We start from the raw sequence: 16,454 nt of genomic DNA, 5'->3' as shown, positions 1-16,454 counted from the left end.
ACTGCAAGATCCATAATTCTGTTCTGAATATGATTTCAGAAGCTTATACATACTGCAGAATAATCCTTGATGAAAACGGGTTTCCCTGTGATTATGAATTCCTTGAGGTAAATCCCGCTTTTGAAAGGATGACGGAGCTTAAGGCTTCAGATATTAAGGGGAAAATGGCAACTGAATTATTTTTAGGGACCAGGGACGAGGATTTTGACTGGATTGGTCTTTATGGAGAGGTTGCATTAACTGGTAGTGAAAAAGAGCTTGAAAAATATTTCAGTTCTACCGGTAGGGTATACAGAATCAATGTGTATTCACCTGAGAAATACTATTTTGTAACACTGTTCACCGATATCTCAGGAACCGATGAGAGATATCACAGGCTTGCAGAGAATCTGGGAGATATCATCTATCGTTATGACTTCTTTCCAGAACGCGGCTTTAGCTATGTCAGTCAGGCGGCAGCTTCTATAATAGGATATACACCAGAAGAACATTACCAGGATCCTGATCTTGCAATGAAAGTGATTCATCCAGAAGACCGTGAGCTGTTTGAATCATATGTAAGGGGCGAATTTCCAATAGATGGTCCTATCACATTTAGATGGATACACAAAAATGGCAGTACTGTCTGGATCGAACAGAAGAATATACCTGTTTATGGCCCGGAAGGAAACCTGATTGCACTGGAAGGTGTTGCCAGGGATATCTCACAACGCAAGGAAACAGAAAAACGGGAAAAACATCTCAAACAGGTACTTATGGCTATAAGAAACGTCAATCAGCTGATCACAAAGGAAACTGATCCTGAGGTTCTGATTGAGAAAGCATGCGGGAATCTGACTGAAACTCTGGGATACTACAATGCATGGATAGCTCTGATGGATGATGATCAGAATATTATATTAACTGCTTCATCAGGTTTTGATAATGGTTTTGAGAAACTGGAATCGGAGATGGCTGCAGGCAAATATCCTGTATGCATGCAGAAAGTCCTTGAAAGGGATGATGTCATCATAATAGATGATCATCTGGTAAATTGCAAGTCATGTCCACTGGAAGTTGAGTACATTGACCATGCTGCCATGTGTTATAGACTCCAGTTTGCTGATAAAATATATGGCATAATTACAGTTTCTGTGCCGGTTGAATATTCCCGGTTAAAAGAAGAACATCATCTGTTCAAGGAAGTGGCAGATGATCTTGGCTTTGCACTTCATAAGATCGAAATGGAAAAGAAACGCAGATGGATGGAAGAAGAGCTTAGAAATCGTGAAGAGAAACTTAAAAAAATCTTTGAAATCATGCCGGTTGGTCTCTGGTTTGCAGATGAGAAGGGTCAGATACTGCTGGATAATCCTGCAGGTGCCAGGATATGGGGCGGGGAGCCTGTGGTAAAGCCTGAAGATAGTGAAACATCCAGAGTACACCGGTATCCTTCCGGTGAAGAGCTAAGACCTGATGACTGGGCACTTGTGCGTACCTTAAATAAGGGTGAAAAAGTTGCTGATGAGATACTTGAAATCGATTCCTTTGACGCAAAGAGGAAGATAATTTTCAATTATACTGCACCTATATTCAATGAACAGGAAGATGTGGAAGGTGCAGTTATTGTTAGTCAGGATATTACCGATCTTAAAGAAACTGAAAGAATGCTGAAGGAGAGGATCAAGGAACTGATCTGTATTTCAGCTGTCAGCCAGGATATGGTAAAGAACATGTCTGTTGAAGAATTCTGTGTAAGAACTGCAGATCATCTCTCAAAGGCAATGCAGTATCCTGAAATGGCATCATGTGCCATTGAGATCGATGGCAGTATGTACTCTGCTGGGGAAAGTATGCCTGATATGGATAACTGCCTTCATGCAGAGATAATGGCAGATGGTGATTTCATGGGATATCTGCATGTATGCTATCTCCAGAATAAGCCATTCCTTCTTCCTGATGAACAGAATCTGATAAACAGCGTAGCTTATATGATCGGAACATGGCTTGAGAAAAAACAGACGCAGAAATCTCTTATGAACAGTGACCGGATATTCAGACATGCACAGGATATGCTCTGCATTGCAGGCTTTGACGGATATTTCAAGGTACTGAATCCTTCCTGGTCAAAGACACTTGGATGGAGCACTGAAGAGCTTCTTTCCAGGCCATGGATCGAGTTTGTGCATCCTGATGACAGGAGGATGACAGAGCAGGCCAAAACCACTCTCGTTGATGGCCAGGAGATATATCAGCTTGAGAACAGGTATATGTGCAGTGATGGTACATTCAGATGGCTTTCCTGGAATTCCTATCCCTACAGGGAAGAAAATATCATGTTTGGCGTTGCCCGGGATATCACTGGCCAAAAAAGGAGGGAAGAGAGACTTGAAATGGTCAACAGGTGTCTTTTGGACCTGACAGGTGATTTTACTTTCAATGTGAATTCAATAACCTCACTTGCCGGTGAACTGCTGGGCGGGTCGTGTGCTCTTTATAACAGATATGATCGCGAAAATCATCAGCTTGTTACCATTGGCAAATGGAACACTCCTCCCGATTTTCAGGATAAGGATACACCTGAGGGCCATATCTGCTATGATGCGATTATTCAGGGCAATGATACCCTCTACATATCTGACATCTCCCAAACAAAGTATGCCTGGACCGATCCTAATGTAAAAAAATATGACATTGTTTCCTATGCAGGTCATGTGGTAAAACATGAAAGTGAACCAGCTGGAATACTCTGTGTTGTATTTACCCGGGAATATCATCTAACCGAAGATGACAGGAGGCTTCTTGGGATACTAGCATCTGCCCTGGGTTCTGAAGAGAACCGTTTCCATTATACCAGAAAGCTGAGGGAAAATGAACAACGATTTCGCAAAGTTGCAGAATCAGTAGCTGATGGTATATGGGATCTTGATCTTAAAACCAGCAGAGCATATTTTAGTGACCGCTACTATGAAATGCTTGGCTATAGCCCAGGAGAATTTGAACCATCCTATGAAAGCTGGAAATCTATGATCCATCCAGATGACATTGAATATGCAGAAAAAGCCCTTCTTGGCTATCTGGAGGGTGATATACCCGAGTATAATGTGGAATTTAGGATGAAGAATAAATCCGGTGGCTGGACCTGGATACAGTCGCGGGGAAAGATCTCTCAGCGGGATGAATATGGAAACCCCCAGAGGATCATAGGAAGTCATATTGATATCACCGAACACAAGAAGCTTGAGGAAATGAACAAAAACGAGCTCATAGTAAAGGAAGTTCATCACAGGGTAAAAAATAACCTTCAGGTAATAGCAAGCTTGCTCAATATGCAGTCCAGGAACTTTGATGATGAGAAGGTAAAAGCTGCTTTCAAGGACAGTCAGAACCGGGTAAAATCAATGTCTCTTGCACATGAAAAACTGTATGGCTCTGAAAATCTTGCAAGTATTGAAATATCGGATTACATTAAAAGTCTGGTGAATTATATTTTCCAGACATATGATACAGGAAAGGGAAACATCAAAATCCACATGTCTTCAGACACTGCATACCTGAGCATGGATATAATCGTACCCCTTGCCCTTATTTTGAATGAAATCATCACAAATTCCTTAAAGCATGCATTCCCGGATGAAAGAGAGGGAACTATCTCAGTTGACTTCCGGGTTAGGGATGATGAGTGCCTGCTGCAGGTAAGTGATGATGGCGTTGGAATTTCGAGTGATTTTGATATTGAATCCTCCAATTCACTTGGACTCAGAGTGGTCAATATGCTGATACAGCAGCTTCAGGGAACAATTGAAAGGTACGATTCCAATGGTACAGATTATGTGATCAGGTTTAAAAAGTGAGAATTGAATTTGATGCTGGAAAGTTATTTTTTGATATCGTAGATAGGATAGGAGCTATTGTTAAAATAAAAAGCCCCGGGCGTGATTTGAACACGCGACCTAGTGATTACAAGTCACTCGCTCTGCCAGTCTGAGCCACCGAGGCGCTGAAATGATTAAGTTATACCCTTAGATACAATAATAGCAAATAAATTTTATGGAATGGGTTTATATCTGATTCTATATGTGGCAGGAAATATCAAAGTACGGGAATAAACTTGTTCAGCAGGGTCTGGTTGAATCCCACTTCGGAAATATCAGTATAAGGGATGGCGAGCGTATATTTATAACTGCAAGAGGATACGCCCTTGATGAAATTACAGAGGATGGTGTTGTGGAGGTTGACGTGAATTCTCCCACAGACCGTGATCTCATGTCTTCCACAGAGACCATTGTACACCGGGCTATCTATCAGCAGTCCCGGGCACGTGCTGTGATCCATGCGCACTGTCCCTTTTCTGTTGTAGAGTCCCTGCTATCTGATACGGGTCTGATAGAGCCACTGGACAGTGAAGGAAAATGTTTTCTGAAGAATATTCCGGTGATAAGGGGACAGATGGGATCAGAGGAGCTTGCACACAATGCCGGTATGGCGCTTTCGGATCACAATGCTGTAATTGTACATGGGCATGGTACGTTTGCAACAGGCAGCAGTTTAAAGGAAGCCTATGTAATAACCACACAGATCGAGCATTCATGTCGTATCAGGTACTGGTATGACCTTGCAAGGAAATATTGTTAAATAATCAGCAATATAATAATATCTCTGCCGTTTCAAATTCCCGGCATCTGCCTGCCTGGCAGTTTTTAGATGTGGACAGTAGAACAGTACAGAATAAACCAATCAACGGAATCCTAATATGACCTTCAACAATCTGAGACCACTTTTCTCAAGGTTCATTGAGCCATTCGCAAAAACCATAGCAAACTGGGGTATTTCTCCAAACCTTGTCTCAATAGTTTCACTTTTATTTGCCGCCTTTGCAGGTATCTGTTTCTACTATTCCCTGATGGAACCTGCCCTTATGCTGCTTGGAGGATTCTTTGTAGGGGTAAACTCATTTCTGGATGCACTGGATGGTTCCATGGCAAGGTACATGAATCTGGAAGGGCCCAAAGGGGATTTTCTTGATCATGTGATTGACCGGTATTCCGATGTATTCATCATCCTGGGTATTGTTGCAGGAGGGTTCTCTTCATGGAGCCTGGGTGCGGTTGCAATTATTGGAGTACTTATCACAAGTTACCTTGGCACCCAGGCCCAGGCGCTGGGTCTTGGAAGGTTCTATGGAGGTATAATGGGCCGTGCTGACAGGCTTGTTCTGATAATGGCTGCAGCATTTGTCTATTATCTGTACCCATATGAGATCGCAGGAATGGCTGCTCCAGGCTGGTCCATTGCACTGATCGCGGTTGGCAGTCATATAACTGCACTCCAGAGGATCGTGCACGTCTGGAAGAATCTCTGATGGATAAGTTTAATGTATGAACAATGGAATGTGATTATTATATGTCTGTGGAAGAGGGGAAGAAGTTTGAGTTTCTGGAACATACAGCAGATGCAAAGTTCAGGGCATATGGGGATACCCTGGAAGAAGCATTCGAAAACGTTTCTGAAGCCATGATGAACGTAATGATCGATACCTCAGTTATAGAGGGAGTGGTAACCAAGTATATTGAACTTGAGGCCCCTGACCTTGAGAATCTGGTTGTGGACTGGTTATCTGAAATTCTGTTCCTGTTTGAGGTTGAAGAGATCGTCTTTGGCCGGTTTGAGGTCGATGGGATAGATAAGCGCAACAATAGCTATCATATAGCTGGAAAGGCTATTGGTGACCCGATAGATCCTTCAAAACACAGATTTGATACGCATGCAAAGGCAGTTACCTACAATGATCTGAAGGTTGAAGAGGGTGAAGCCGGGTGGATGCTCCAGGTAACTGTTGATACATAAGATGTCTATGGGTCACATGGAAAGTATCTCAGGACATGTTTCTTATTATTGCTGAAACGGTATGTATCTGCATCAAGAGGTGTTAATATGGAAGATAATAATGATCAGGATAATGAAGTTTTTGATCTCCTAAAAAGGATTGATGAATATACCTGGGAGATCCCCAGAGAATATAAACCATTCATGAGAGTGCCGGGCCGGATATATGTATCCAGGAAGATGCTGAATGATGTAGAAAAGCAGACAATTGACCAGGTTGCAAATGTTGCATCCCTTCCAGGCATCCAGAAGTATTCAATGGCAATGCCAGATGCCCATCTAGGTTATGGTTTTCCTATAGGGGGAGTTGCAGCCTTTGACAGTGAGGAAGGTGTTATAAGTCCGGGTGGAGTTGGTTTTGATATAAACTGCGGTGTGCGCCTGATACGTACCGATCTTCACGTGGATGATGTCAGGCCTGTGATCCGTGAACTTATAAAGAAACTGTTTGAAGCCGTTCCCTCAGGGCTTGGATCAAAGAGCCGTCTGAGAGCATCTGACAGTGAACTTGATGATGCTTTTGTTCATGGTTCACGCTGGGCCGTTGAAGCAGGGTACGGGGTTGAAGCTGATATAGAGCACTGTGAAGGCAGCGGGTTCATTGAGGGAGCCGATCCTTCCAAGGTAAGCGCCAAAGCAAGAAAACGCGGAAAGCCCCAGCTGGGAACCCTTGGCAGTGGAAACCATTTCCTTGAAGTGCAGTATGTGGACAATATCTATGACAATGATGCGGCTTCAGTCTTTGGTCTTGAGGAAGGACAGGTAACGATAATGGTGCACTGCGGATCACGCGGAGCCGGTCATCAGATATGTACTGACCATCTTCGTGTACTTTCACAGTCAGTTAAAAACTATGGAATATCTATACCTGACAAGCAGCTTGCCTGCGCTCCTGCCACCTCAACAGAAGCTCAGGACTATTTCAAGGCAATGGCATGTGCTGCCAACTATGCCTGGGCCAACCGGCAGATCATCACCCACTGGACTCGTGAGGTGTTTGAGCAGGTATTTGGACGGGATGCAGAGAGTCTGGGTATGGATCTGGTATATGATGTGGCACATAATGTTGCAAAGCTGGAGGAACACATAATTGACGGCAGGAAGAAAAAGGTGTACGTGCATCGCAAAGGTGCAACCCGTGCATTCCCGCCAGGTCACAGCGAGGTGCCCCGAAAATACCGTGATATTGGCCAGCCTGTCCTTCTTCCAGGAAGTATGGGCAGTGCCTCCTTTGTACTCCATGGCACACAGGAGGGGATGGACCTAACCTTTGGCAGTGCGTGCCATGGTTCAGGCAGGGCAATGAGCAGAAAACAGGCAAAAGGTACATACAGTGGCGAGGATGTTAAGAAAAAACTGGAAAAGATGGGAATCTATGTTGAGGCAATGAGTCCGGCGGTGATTGCAGAAGAGGCCCCTGAGGTATATAAGAAGAGCAGTGATGTGGTGGATGTTGTCCATGAACTCGGGATTGCCAGAAAGGTTGCCAGAGTACTTCCAATGGGAGTTGCAAAAGGTTAATCAGATCAGTATTTGATCTATATTTGATCTGCAGGATCCTTCCTGATCCATAGAGTCAATTATTTTTTTGGATGCAGTAAGCTCTGGTGAGTACTTATGATTTCAGAATAAGGAAAAAAGGAAACAGGTATTTTTGAGGGGATGAATGGTTTGCTTGGTTACAGTCACTTTGGAATTTAAATTCACAAACGCATTATACCCGTTTCCTTACAATTACCATTGTTTATCATAATATTTAAGGTGTTTGCTAGAATTAAACAAATTTCAGCTAAAATAGCTTATGGAATGAAAAATAACCGACAGGGATTTAATTACAATATATTATCTATTACCAGATATGCGATCAGAGAAAAATCTCAAAAGAATAAGGATAATGGCAGACTATCAGTTTGGAAAGGGAAGCGGAGGCGTTCTTTTTGAAGATGATGTTTCCTTCCAGTTTTCCAAAACAAAGAGGGTGCGCCAGGTATTGCATCAGGGAGAGCGCATTGCAACTGTAAGGGCACGGGACTCAATGTTCACACTGAGCATCAAAGGTGCGGCACTGCTGCACTCCCATCTCTCATATCCTGGAATGAGAGTGGTTGTAAATGCAGATGCAGTTCCTTTTGTATCAGCTGGTAAGACTGCCTTTGCAAAACATGTGATAGAAATCGATCCTGACCTGAGAGTTGGTGAAGAAGTGCTGGTTGTGGATGAATCTGACAATCTGCTGGCAACAGGTCAGCTGCTGGTAACACCCCAGGAAGTCCATGTTATGGAGAAAGGTGGTGCAGTCGATGTGCGCCAGGGCATACTCTAAACCACTCAACGATCTGCCGCAAATGTATATATGTGATGTATATATGTAAAATATTATAATATTGAATAATTGCTGAAAAATCCTATAGTTAATCCTATACCCCAGCCGGAGTGTGAGCCTATTACAGAAAATGAGTTCTTAAAAACGTTCGTGATCCCTGACAATACCGTAATGGAAGAACATACCATTGTGGTTGAAGGGGATATTATTATTGGAAATCATTCAGATATCAGGTACGGACTGATCGCAGATTCTGTGATACTGGGAGAGAGGGTCAAACTTTCCGGCAACATAACCACAGCTTCAGATGTGAGGATAGATATGTGGTCGCAGATAGGCGGCACTGTCAGAACAGACTCAAATGCATATCTGGGAGAGTTTGTTACAATTGACGGCAAGCTTGTGGTCAAGGGAGACCTGGATATTGGAAATGATGTTAAGATCAATGGCGGATTTGAGGCAAGGGGCTGGATCGTTATAAGAAACCCCATTCCTGTGATTGCGTATCTGTTCATGTATCTTAGCGAAATGCTGAGGATGGGCAAGGACGAGGAAGTTGAAAGAGCACTTGAGGAACTTTTCGAGGATGAAATGGAGGCTGTAAGTGATGTGGCAATGATCATTCCAAACGGCTCCAGGATATCCATAGATACGATTCGTGTTCCTTCAAAAGCTGTGATCGGAAACAACTGCAGGCTTGTGGGTAATATCAGGGCAATGTCCCTGCAAATGGGTGATAATAACACGCTTTATGGAAGTATACGTACAGTAGGGGATACTATGATCGGTGAGAACAATTCCATACACGGAAATATCATATCCCGGGGTGATGTATATGTCAGTCAGGGAAGCCATATACTGGGTGAGATAAATGCCCGCTCCATTAAGATACATGAGACTGCCAGGGTGGATGGTGTACTCAGATCACAGAAAGGTACTGTATTTGAACGTGAACATTCTGAGGTTATCAGTGAGGATGAGCTGATGAACCTGGATGTCTGAAATTTTTGTATTATTGAAGCAATTTGAACCAGGTTGAATATATACTGAAGAGGAAGGTGTTTTTTATTGATACGCGATTTTCTTGATCCGAACCTGAACTTTGAAAAGATTAATCAGATTGATTCTAGCTGCGTGATGCAGACCTATACCCGCCAGCCCATTGCTCTTGTCAGGGGCAAGGGTTCATTGGTGTTTGATATTGAGGGCAGAAAGTACATAGACTGTGTTGCCGGGATTGCAGTCAATAACGTGGGACACTGTCATCCTGCTGTGGTCGAGTCTATAAAGAACCAGGCAGAACAGCTCATACATGTTTCCAACCTCTACTATACATCTCCCCAGGCAATGCTGGCAGAAAAGCTTGTCTCAATTACCGGAATGGACCGGATATTTTTCTGCAATTCGGGTACTGAGGCTGTTGAGGCTGCAATGAAACTTGCAAGGACCAGAACCGGCAGACAGAATTTTGTATCCACCTACGGGGCTTTCCATGGAAGAAGCATGGGAGCATTGAGCCTGACCCACAAGGAAGCCTACAGAAACCCTTTCAGGCCACTGGTTGAGAATGTGGATTTTGTACCCTACAATGATATAAAAGCCGTATCCGAATCTGTTGACCAGGATACTGCAGCTGTTATTATTGAACCGATCCAGGGGGAGGCTGGTGTCAATGTTCCATCACCAGGCTATCTGCAGGAGGTCCGCAGGATATGTGATGAGAATGATGCACTCCTGATATTTGATGAGGTGCAGACCGGATTTGGAAGGACAGGTACATGGTTTTGCAGACAGCATTCAGGTGTCCTGCCTGATATCATGACAATGGCCAAGGCTATGGGTGGCGGCTTTCCAATGGGTGCCATAGCTTCCCGTGAAGATATAAGTTTTGGGAAAGGTGAACATGCATCCACCTTTGGTGGAAACCCCCTGGCCTGCGCAGCATCCCTTGCAGCCATTGGAGCAATAGAGGATGAGAATATGCTGGAGAGGTGCACCAGGCTTGGTGAGTATTTCATGTCCCGGCTTAAAGGTATGTCAAGGGATGATATTCTGGATGTACGTGGAGCAGGTCTTATGATCGGTGTTGAACTTGGTGCAGATTGCGGGGATATAGTTTCATACGGGCGTGAGAATGGTGTACTTCTCAACTGTACCTCGGATTCTGTACTGCGTCTGGTTCCGCCATTTGTTATAACCGAGGAGCAGATCGATACGGTGGTGGATACCATTGAGCAGGCCTGAGCTGATAAAGGAAGGGATTGAAAGTATCAGTGAATACGTGCCTGGCAGATCGATAGATGATATTGCAGAACTTGTAGGCCTGCATCCTGACCGGATCATCAAACTTGGATCAAATGAAAATCCCCTGGGACCATCAGAAAAGGCGGTCAGTGCAATGGTCAGGCATGCATCAGATATCAGCATATATCCTTCAGCAGATGCAGGGGAGCTTGTGAAAGCCCTTTCAGAATATACAGGACTTCCAGGATCAAATATTGTGGCTTCAGGACCTGGTATGGATGGTCTGATAGATTCCCTGCTAAGACTTGTAATAAATCCCGGAGACCGGGTGATCATATCCACTCCCACTTTCTCATATTATGAAATCGCATCCAGAGCATGTGGCGGAGTACCTGTTTTTGTACCAAGGGATCAAGATTTCCAGGTGGATGCAGATGCAGTTATTGATGCTGTAACACCTGATACGAAGATGATCTTTCTGTGCTCTCCCAATAACCCTTCAGGTAACCTGATCAATGAGGTGGATGTGAAACGTATTCTGGAATCCACAGGAGGATTTGTGTTCATTGATGAGGCATATGTTGAATTTGCTGACCGCAACCTGATGCACCTGATCCGTGATTATGATAACCTGATAATTGGCAGAACATTCTCAAAGGCCTTTGGTCTGGCAGGTTTGAGGATAGGATATGGTATCATGCCCGAATGGCTAAAATCACAATATATGAAGGCTGCAACACCATTTAATGTAAGTTCGGCTGCAATTGCTGCAGGTATTGCTGCACTTTCAGATCCAGAACATCTCAGGAGAAGTATCGATCTTGTTGAGAAGGGTCGGATGTTCCTGAAAGAAAATATTGATTTCAGGGTCCATGATTCACATGCAAACTTCGTGCTTGTGGACGTTTCTCCCTACAGTGCTTCCAAGATATGCAGTCATCTGCTGCAGAAAGGAATTATTGTGCGTGACTGCACATCGTTCAGGGACGCAGGTGAGTCTCTTGTCCGAATCACTGTTGGAAAAGAGGAGCAGAACAGAAAGGTTGTGGAAGCCTTTGCTGATTTCCTGAACTCCCGGGAAACCTGATCATTCCACATCTTCTATTTTCATGAGAGGGTATTCCATTTCAGTATCATATTTGAGTGCAACCAGAACATTGCAATCATTATATACCACTCTCAGTTTCACATCCAGCATTCTTCCTTCCAGTTCACAGTATCCAAACTCCTTATTGAGCCCTGAGCGTATCATATCCCTATCAATGGATACTGTGATACTTTGAACAAACGGCTGTACCGAGATGCTTTCTGAAATTGCCTTCTCAAGGCTGTCTGCTGTATTGAGGTTCACAGGAGAACCTGTGAACTGGTGGTACAGTGCCCCCAGCTTGATGCCGGCCTCAAACAATGCATTGTCACGATCTGTAATACTGGATTCTGTCATTTTATTTAGCTCCTGTATGCGTTTTCTTTTTCATTTCTACTGGAGATGGTTGCATATGGTGCATGCAGGGTTTGGTCTGATATTTATTACTTCTGTTCTGCCCTCTGCTCCGTTCCATATTAGCATCTGTCCTGCAAGCAGTTTTCCTGAATCTGTAAGATACTTGATGACCTCGTTTGCCTGCATTGTACCAATGACTCCTGCAGTGGCTCCCACAATGGGAAATAGTTCCTTTGGCGGGGAAGTGGGGAACAGGCAGCTAAGACAGGGAGTATCTCCTGGAACTATGGTTGTAATCTGGCCATGGAATCCATGGACTGCACCGTGAACCATCGGTATTTCCATTCTGATAGCCTCTGAATTTAGCAGAAATCTGGTATCATAGTTATCCATTGCATCCACTATTATATCAGCATCTGCTACAATTTTCATGATATTGTTTTCCTCTATCCTGGTCTTTATTGTCTCGACCCTGATCTCAGGGTTGAGCTGCTCTATCTTCTCTCTGGCAGATTCGACTTTCATTCGGCCTATGTCAGGATTCCAGTGCAGTATCTGGCGGTTCAGATTACTTTCTTCCACACTGTCAAAATCAGCGATCCTGAGTTTCCCGATACCTGCTGCTGCCAGATAGATCGCAACAGGAGACCCCAGACCACCTGCACCTGCAATCAGTACAGTTGCATCCCTGAGTAATTCCTGCCCCTTTTCTCCAAACATCATGATCTGGCGACTATACCTTTCAATTTCTTTTTCTGTGAGCATATCCGATCAACCTGTTATGGCCTTTTCCATGTGATTATTCCGGGAAAGTATTCAAACCTTTCAGTCACGGTAGTATTTTCTGGGTATCTGCATTATTGGTGATTCCAGGTACAGTGCCATGAGCAGAAAAAGTAATGCTGCAAACATGGGAGCATAATCATGGGATATGGCAGCTGAGATGATAACCAGACCAAATATTACAGATATTGGTAGAAGTAAACGTGTACCCCGCAGTTTTGGATAAGGGTATGTGGTTATCATCAGGAGGGATAGGAGAACGAGAAGGAATATGAGAATATATGGGTGGACATACTGCGGACTCATGAGAAGATATGAACTGAGCATTACGGCAGAGGCTGTTATCGGCACTCCCTCAAAATCAGGTATTTTTGACTGTTTTGTATCAAATCTGGCAAGCCTGAGTATGCCGCATGTTATGTAGAAAAGGAGTACGGATACTATCAGTAATCTGTATTCAGGTCCATAGATTGTAAATATTATAATTGCAGGTGCAACGCCAAAGGAAATAGCGTCTGCCAGTGAATCCAGATACTTTCCTATCTGGCTGCTTTCGAGGTGCAGTGCAAGATAGCCGTCAAGACCATCAGCTATGCAGGACATCAGTATCATTATCAGTGCAAGGGTGACATTTCCCAGGATTGCCATAAAAATTGCAGAAACACCCAGCAGGGCATTTATAATGGTTGCAATATCCGGAACTTTGATAATCCTGATAATGTTCATTCAATTTCCTCTGTTTACTCCCTGCATCTTTGCAATCACAGTTTCACCTGCAATAACCCTGTCTCCTTTTTTACATGTTATGGTAAGTGATTCAGGAACTGTCACATCCACCCTTGACCCGAATTTGATCATTCCGATTTTCTGCCCCTGGATCACTTTATCATCTATCTGCACATAGGATACGATCCTGCGTACAAGAGTACCTGCTATCTGGGTAACTGTGATCTCTCCATGAGGAGTTTCCAGTGTGATCTCACATCTTTCATTCCTTTCAGAATCCTTGCAGAAAGCAGGTAAATATCCACCCTTTTTGTACTCTATATTTACTACCCTGCCGGATATGGGGACACGGTTGACATGGACATTGTGGATGTTCATAAAGATGCAGATCTTTCTGTTCCTTATATCAATTATCCGGCCGTCTGCCGGGGCTATCAGACAATTGTTACATATACGTGTGCGTCTTTTTGGATCCCTGAAAAACCACAGAAAGAACGCTGTTGCTGAAAGTGAGCTTGCGGTTGCATATTTTGCAGCGCTCATCTGTGTGGTATATGCAATAATAGCCACAGCAGCTGTAATTGTCACAGCAGCTGCAATCCAAGAAAATGATCCTCTGGCAACCATTTTTACTGTTTTCCTGATATTCTGTTGAAAATGATCTGTAATTGTTCTGTACCCATTTCCCTAAGTCCGTCTATCAGCTCAATAAGTTCAGGTAGTATTTTCAGGACCATGTAGGCTATTATTAACAGGGCGATCACAGATCCGGCTTTTGCTACAAAGTGGTGGGCAATCTCAAAACTGTTTGGTCCAAACCATTGTCCTGCATATGCAACGGTAACAAAGACGTTCCTTGCGATATTTAATACATAGATGACAGGTACTGATACCAGGAACGCAGAAACCAGCCTTATGGCCGGTGCCCTGACCGAGAGAATCAGACCGGTGAACAGGGCAATGCTCTCAATTGCTGTGCATGCGAGTACAATTCTTACACTGTATTCATTGAGATTGATGATATCCCATGAGGTGAGAACTGCAGGATATCCCAGGAGTTGCAGTGCCCATACCGTATGATCAGTTACAATTGATATTAACCACACATCCATGGACTGCATCTGGGCAAAGGGGAAGTACATCAGTGACCCGATTGCAGTTGCAGCTGTTGCCATATGTGTTACGTCAACTGATACTTTTGAATTGACATTTTCATCATGGATGTATTCCCTGACTGCCATCATATAGGCAACAAATATACAGAATATTGCCAGCAGTATTGTGAGTACTACATTGAAATAGTCATTGATGCCTGCATAATAGACTGGCTGGTACAACCAGTGAACTGAAAAGAATCCCCAGCCAGCTCCTCCGATAAGCTTACCTGTACGAGCCTTCTTCGGGCTGACCGCTGAGACCAGCATCAGGGCAACGGCAATCCATAATAAGTTTTCTAGCATATCCTGTGCACCCTATCATAGGTACTCACTTATATACTTAGCCATTGTATTTAATTTTTGGTTGTATGACTCCAGTAACTCCAAAACTGACCGTAGATGCCGTAATAATCTTAAACCGAAAGATTGTACTTATTAAGAGGAAAAATCCTCCGTTTAAAGATAAATATGCCCTGCCCGGTGGTTTTGTGGAGGTAGGAGAGACTGTGGAAGATGCTGTTGTGCGTGAAGCACTTGAAGAGACCGGACTATGTGTAAATATCCTTAAATTAATAGGTGTATATTCAGACCCCTCCCGGGATCCCAGAGGTCATACTGTCTCTGTTAGCTACCTCACAGAGGCTGAAGGAATCCCGCAGGCCGGCTCGGATGCAGAAGAGACTGGCCTGTTCAGTGTTGATGAACTGCCAGATCTGGCATTTGACCATTCCAGAATAATAGACGACGCAAAGGATGATATCTATGGAATTCTGTCCAAAATGTAAGAGTATAATGTATCCAAAAGATGGTGTAATGCAATGCAAGAAATGCGGCTACAAAAAGCAGAGCACCACAGATGAGAAAGATCTTATAACAAAGACCGCCCGTGATGAACGTGAAGTTACAGTGCTTGAAGGGGATACTGATGTGGGATTGCCTACAACGAGTGTCAGGTGTCCGGAATGTGGTAACAATACAGCATACTGGTGGCTCAGGCAACTGCGTTCTGCAGATGAATCCGAGACCAGGTTCTTCAAGTGTACAAAATGTCATTACACATGGAGAGAGTATGACTGATGGAACCAGTATCACATAAAGAACTTTATATATTGTGATCGATACTATCAGGTAAGAATTCAAATTATTTGACGGAGAATCGGTATGTTCAAGGCAACAATTGACGCATCTCTTCTGAAGGACTCCATTGAAATACTGTCTGTACTTGTTGATGAAGCGAGGTTCAGGATATCCCCGGACGGGATTTCGGTAAAGGCAGTTGACCCGGCGAATGTAGCTATGGTAAGTTTTAACCTGGAATCCGGAGCATTTGAGGAATTCGAGGCAACTGAATCTGAAGTAGGTATGGATCTTACCAAGATCAATGATATCATGGGTGTGGCTGAGAAAAACGAAACTGTTAAACTGGAACTGAGGGAGGATACCCAGAAAATGGAGATCCGGATAGGTGGGTTTTCCTATACCCTGTCCCTTCTTGACCCCTCAACCATTCGATCAGAACCACGCATTCCCCAGCTTGAGCTTCCTGCCCAGGTCATTCTCAATGGAAATGAACTTAGAAAGGCTATAAAGGCTGCAGAGAAGATCAGTGATCACATACTTCTGGGAATTGAGGATGAGATATTCTATATGGAAGCTGAAGGTGATACTGATAAGGTGCGCATTGACATGACCCGTGACCAGCTGATTGATATGAAGCCAGGGGATGCAAGGTCAATGTTCTCACTGGATTACCTTGGAGATATTGTAAAACCTGCATCCAAATCCAATGAGGTCGAAATAAATATCGGCCGTGATTTCCCTATAAAGCTCAATTTTGTTATTGCCAATGGAGGAGGCACTGCTAATTATCTTCTGGCACCAAGGATCGAATCCGACTGACTGAGATGTATTC

The 16,454-nt window shown here is 43.8% G+C and carries 17 protein-coding genes and 1 tRNA gene; 12 read left to right on the top strand and 6 right to left on the bottom strand.

Features of this window, described 5'->3' with window-relative positions; all coding sequences use genetic code 11:
* Window positions 1–29 precede the first annotated feature (29 nt).
* Window positions 30–3,833, top strand: coding sequence for a PAS domain S-box protein (locus MZHIL_RS08515; protein ID WP_172633400.1), 3,804 nt, complete (start codon window positions 30–32; stop codon window positions 3,831–3,833).
* Between the two features lie 71 nt (window positions 3,834–3,904).
* Here MZHIL_RS08515 and MZHIL_RS08510 read toward each other — a convergent pair.
* A tRNA-Thr gene (locus MZHIL_RS08510) sits at window positions 3,905–3,978 on the bottom strand.
* Between the two features lie 78 nt (window positions 3,979–4,056).
* Here MZHIL_RS08510 and MZHIL_RS08505 point away from each other — a divergent pair.
* The 8 genes from MZHIL_RS08505 (at window position 4,057) to hisC (ending at window position 11,519) form a co-directional block, all read left to right on the top strand.
* Window positions 4,057–4,614, top strand: a complete 558-nt coding sequence (locus tag MZHIL_RS08505; protein ID WP_013898964.1) for an aldolase — start codon at window positions 4,057–4,059, stop codon at window positions 4,612–4,614.
* A 118-nt stretch (window positions 4,615–4,732) separates the two neighbouring features.
* Window positions 4,733–5,341, top strand: a complete 609-nt coding sequence (gene pgsA / locus MZHIL_RS08500; protein ID WP_013898963.1) for an archaetidylinositol phosphate synthase — start codon at window positions 4,733–4,735, stop codon at window positions 5,339–5,341.
* 41 nt (window positions 5,342–5,382) lie between these two features.
* Window positions 5,383–5,826 (top strand): archease, encoded by a 444-nt coding sequence (locus MZHIL_RS08495; protein ID WP_048815700.1) that lies wholly within the window; start codon window positions 5,383–5,385, stop codon window positions 5,824–5,826.
* An 87-nt stretch (window positions 5,827–5,913) separates the two neighbouring features.
* On the top strand, window positions 5,914–7,386 hold the full coding sequence (locus MZHIL_RS08490) for an RtcB family protein (RefSeq protein ID WP_013898961.1): 1,473 nt from the start codon (window positions 5,914–5,916) through the stop codon (window positions 7,384–7,386).
* A 337-nt stretch (window positions 7,387–7,723) separates the two neighbouring features.
* Window positions 7,724–8,188, top strand: a complete 465-nt coding sequence (locus tag MZHIL_RS08485; RefSeq protein ID WP_013898960.1) for a PUA domain-containing protein — start codon at window positions 7,724–7,726, stop codon at window positions 8,186–8,188.
* A 69-nt stretch (window positions 8,189–8,257) separates the two neighbouring features.
* The gene (locus MZHIL_RS08480) at window positions 8,258–9,190 is read left to right on the top strand and encodes a polymer-forming cytoskeletal protein (RefSeq protein WP_013898959.1); all 933 of its coding nucleotides are present in this window, start codon (window positions 8,258–8,260) and stop codon (window positions 9,188–9,190) included.
* Between the two features lie 66 nt (window positions 9,191–9,256).
* The gene (locus MZHIL_RS08475) at window positions 9,257–10,432 is read left to right on the top strand and encodes an acetylornithine transaminase (protein WP_013898958.1); all 1,176 of its coding nucleotides are present in this window, start codon (window positions 9,257–9,259) and stop codon (window positions 10,430–10,432) included.
* Window positions 10,419–11,519: a histidinol-phosphate transaminase gene (hisC, locus tag MZHIL_RS08470; protein ID WP_013898957.1), complete on the top strand. Its 1,101-nt coding sequence runs from the start codon at window positions 10,419–10,421 to the stop codon at window positions 11,517–11,519. Before MZHIL_RS08475 ends, hisC begins: the two co-directional genes overlap by 14 nt.
* Here hisC and MZHIL_RS08465 read toward each other — a convergent pair whose 3' ends face one another.
* From MZHIL_RS08465 to artA, 5 genes are read right to left on the bottom strand one after another with little or no spacing between them, the layout of a single operon-like run.
* Entirely contained in the window at window positions 11,520–11,876 is a 357-nt protein-coding gene (locus MZHIL_RS08465; protein ID WP_013898956.1) for a dihydroneopterin aldolase family protein, read from the bottom strand.
* A gap of 36 nt (window positions 11,877–11,912) precedes the next feature.
* Window positions 11,913–12,641 (bottom strand): HesA/MoeB/ThiF family protein, encoded by a 729-nt coding sequence (locus tag MZHIL_RS08460; RefSeq protein ID WP_013898955.1) that lies wholly within the window; start codon window positions 12,639–12,641, stop codon window positions 11,913–11,915.
* Window positions 12,642–12,701: 60 nt separating this feature from the next.
* Window positions 12,702–13,385: an archaetidylserine synthase gene (locus tag MZHIL_RS08455; protein ID WP_013898954.1), complete on the bottom strand. Its 684-nt coding sequence runs from the start codon at window positions 13,383–13,385 to the stop codon at window positions 12,702–12,704.
* Window positions 13,386–14,012, bottom strand: a complete 627-nt coding sequence (locus MZHIL_RS08450; RefSeq protein ID WP_013898953.1) for a phosphatidylserine decarboxylase — start codon at window positions 14,010–14,012, stop codon at window positions 13,386–13,388.
* 2 nt (window positions 14,013–14,014) lie between these two features.
* Window positions 14,015–14,845, bottom strand: a complete 831-nt coding sequence (artA, locus tag MZHIL_RS08445) for an archaeosortase A (protein ID WP_013898952.1) — start codon at window positions 14,843–14,845, stop codon at window positions 14,015–14,017.
* 65 nt (window positions 14,846–14,910) lie between these two features.
* Here artA and MZHIL_RS08440 point away from each other — a divergent pair, with 65 nt between their 5' ends.
* The 3 genes from MZHIL_RS08440 (at window position 14,911) to MZHIL_RS08430 (ending at window position 16,441) form a co-directional block, all read left to right on the top strand.
* On the top strand, window positions 14,911–15,327 hold the full coding sequence (locus MZHIL_RS08440) for an NUDIX domain-containing protein (protein WP_013898951.1): 417 nt from the start codon (window positions 14,911–14,913) through the stop codon (window positions 15,325–15,327).
* The gene (locus tag MZHIL_RS08435; protein WP_013898950.1) at window positions 15,305–15,619 is read left to right on the top strand and encodes a transcription factor S; all 315 of its coding nucleotides are present in this window, start codon (window positions 15,305–15,307) and stop codon (window positions 15,617–15,619) included. The genes MZHIL_RS08440 and MZHIL_RS08435 overlap by 23 nt, the downstream gene beginning before the upstream one ends.
* An 84-nt stretch (window positions 15,620–15,703) precedes the next feature.
* Window positions 15,704–16,441 carry a DNA polymerase sliding clamp gene (locus tag MZHIL_RS08430; protein ID WP_013898949.1) on the top strand — a complete coding sequence of 246 codons (738 nt, stop codon included), beginning with the start codon at window positions 15,704–15,706 and terminating at the stop codon, window positions 16,439–16,441.
* Window positions 16,442–16,454: the final 13 nt, after the last annotated feature.

The organism is Methanosalsum zhilinae DSM 4017 (assembly GCF_000217995.1).
In the GTDB taxonomy this organism is placed as follows: domain Archaea; phylum Halobacteriota; class Methanosarcinia; order Methanosarcinales; family Methanosarcinaceae; genus Methanosalsum; species Methanosalsum zhilinae.
This window is presented reverse-complemented; position numbering and strand designations above follow the sequence as displayed.

What these genes read in the sequence shown, in the direction of transcription:
- MZHIL_RS08515 (WP_172633400.1), top strand. Translation starts at nt 30, where the DNA reads ATGATTTCAGAAGCTTATACATACTGCAGAATAATCCTTGATGAAAAC.
- MZHIL_RS08505 (WP_013898964.1), top strand. Translation starts at nt 4,057, where the DNA reads ATGTGGCAGGAAATATCAAAGTACGGGAATAAACTTGTTCAGCAGGGT.
- pgsA (WP_013898963.1), top strand. Translation starts at nt 4,733, where the DNA reads ATGACCTTCAACAATCTGAGACCACTTTTCTCAAGGTTCATTGAGCCA.
- MZHIL_RS08495 (WP_048815700.1), top strand. Translation starts at nt 5,383, where the DNA reads ATGTCTGTGGAAGAGGGGAAGAAGTTTGAGTTTCTGGAACATACAGCA.
- MZHIL_RS08490 (WP_013898961.1), top strand. Translation starts at nt 5,914, where the DNA reads ATGGAAGATAATAATGATCAGGATAATGAAGTTTTTGATCTCCTAAAA.
- MZHIL_RS08485 (WP_013898960.1), top strand. Translation starts at nt 7,724, where the DNA reads ATGCGATCAGAGAAAAATCTCAAAAGAATAAGGATAATGGCAGACTAT.
- MZHIL_RS08465 (WP_013898956.1), bottom strand. Translation starts at nt 11,876, where the DNA reads ATGACAGAATCCAGTATTACAGATCGTGACAATGCATTGTTTGAGGCC.
- MZHIL_RS08460 (WP_013898955.1), bottom strand. Translation starts at nt 12,641, where the DNA reads ATGCTCACAGAAAAAGAAATTGAAAGGTATAGTCGCCAGATCATGATG.
- MZHIL_RS08455 (WP_013898954.1), bottom strand. Translation starts at nt 13,385, where the DNA reads ATGAACATTATCAGGATTATCAAAGTTCCGGATATTGCAACCATTATA.
- MZHIL_RS08450 (WP_013898953.1), bottom strand. Translation starts at nt 14,012, where the DNA reads ATGGTTGCCAGAGGATCATTTTCTTGGATTGCAGCTGCTGTGACAATT.
- artA (WP_013898952.1), bottom strand. Translation starts at nt 14,845, where the DNA reads ATGCTAGAAAACTTATTATGGATTGCCGTTGCCCTGATGCTGGTCTCA.
- MZHIL_RS08440 (WP_013898951.1), top strand. Translation starts at nt 14,911, where the DNA reads ATGACTCCAGTAACTCCAAAACTGACCGTAGATGCCGTAATAATCTTA.
- MZHIL_RS08435 (WP_013898950.1), top strand. Translation starts at nt 15,305, where the DNA reads ATGGAATTCTGTCCAAAATGTAAGAGTATAATGTATCCAAAAGATGGT.
- MZHIL_RS08430 (WP_013898949.1), top strand. Translation starts at nt 15,704, where the DNA reads ATGTTCAAGGCAACAATTGACGCATCTCTTCTGAAGGACTCCATTGAA.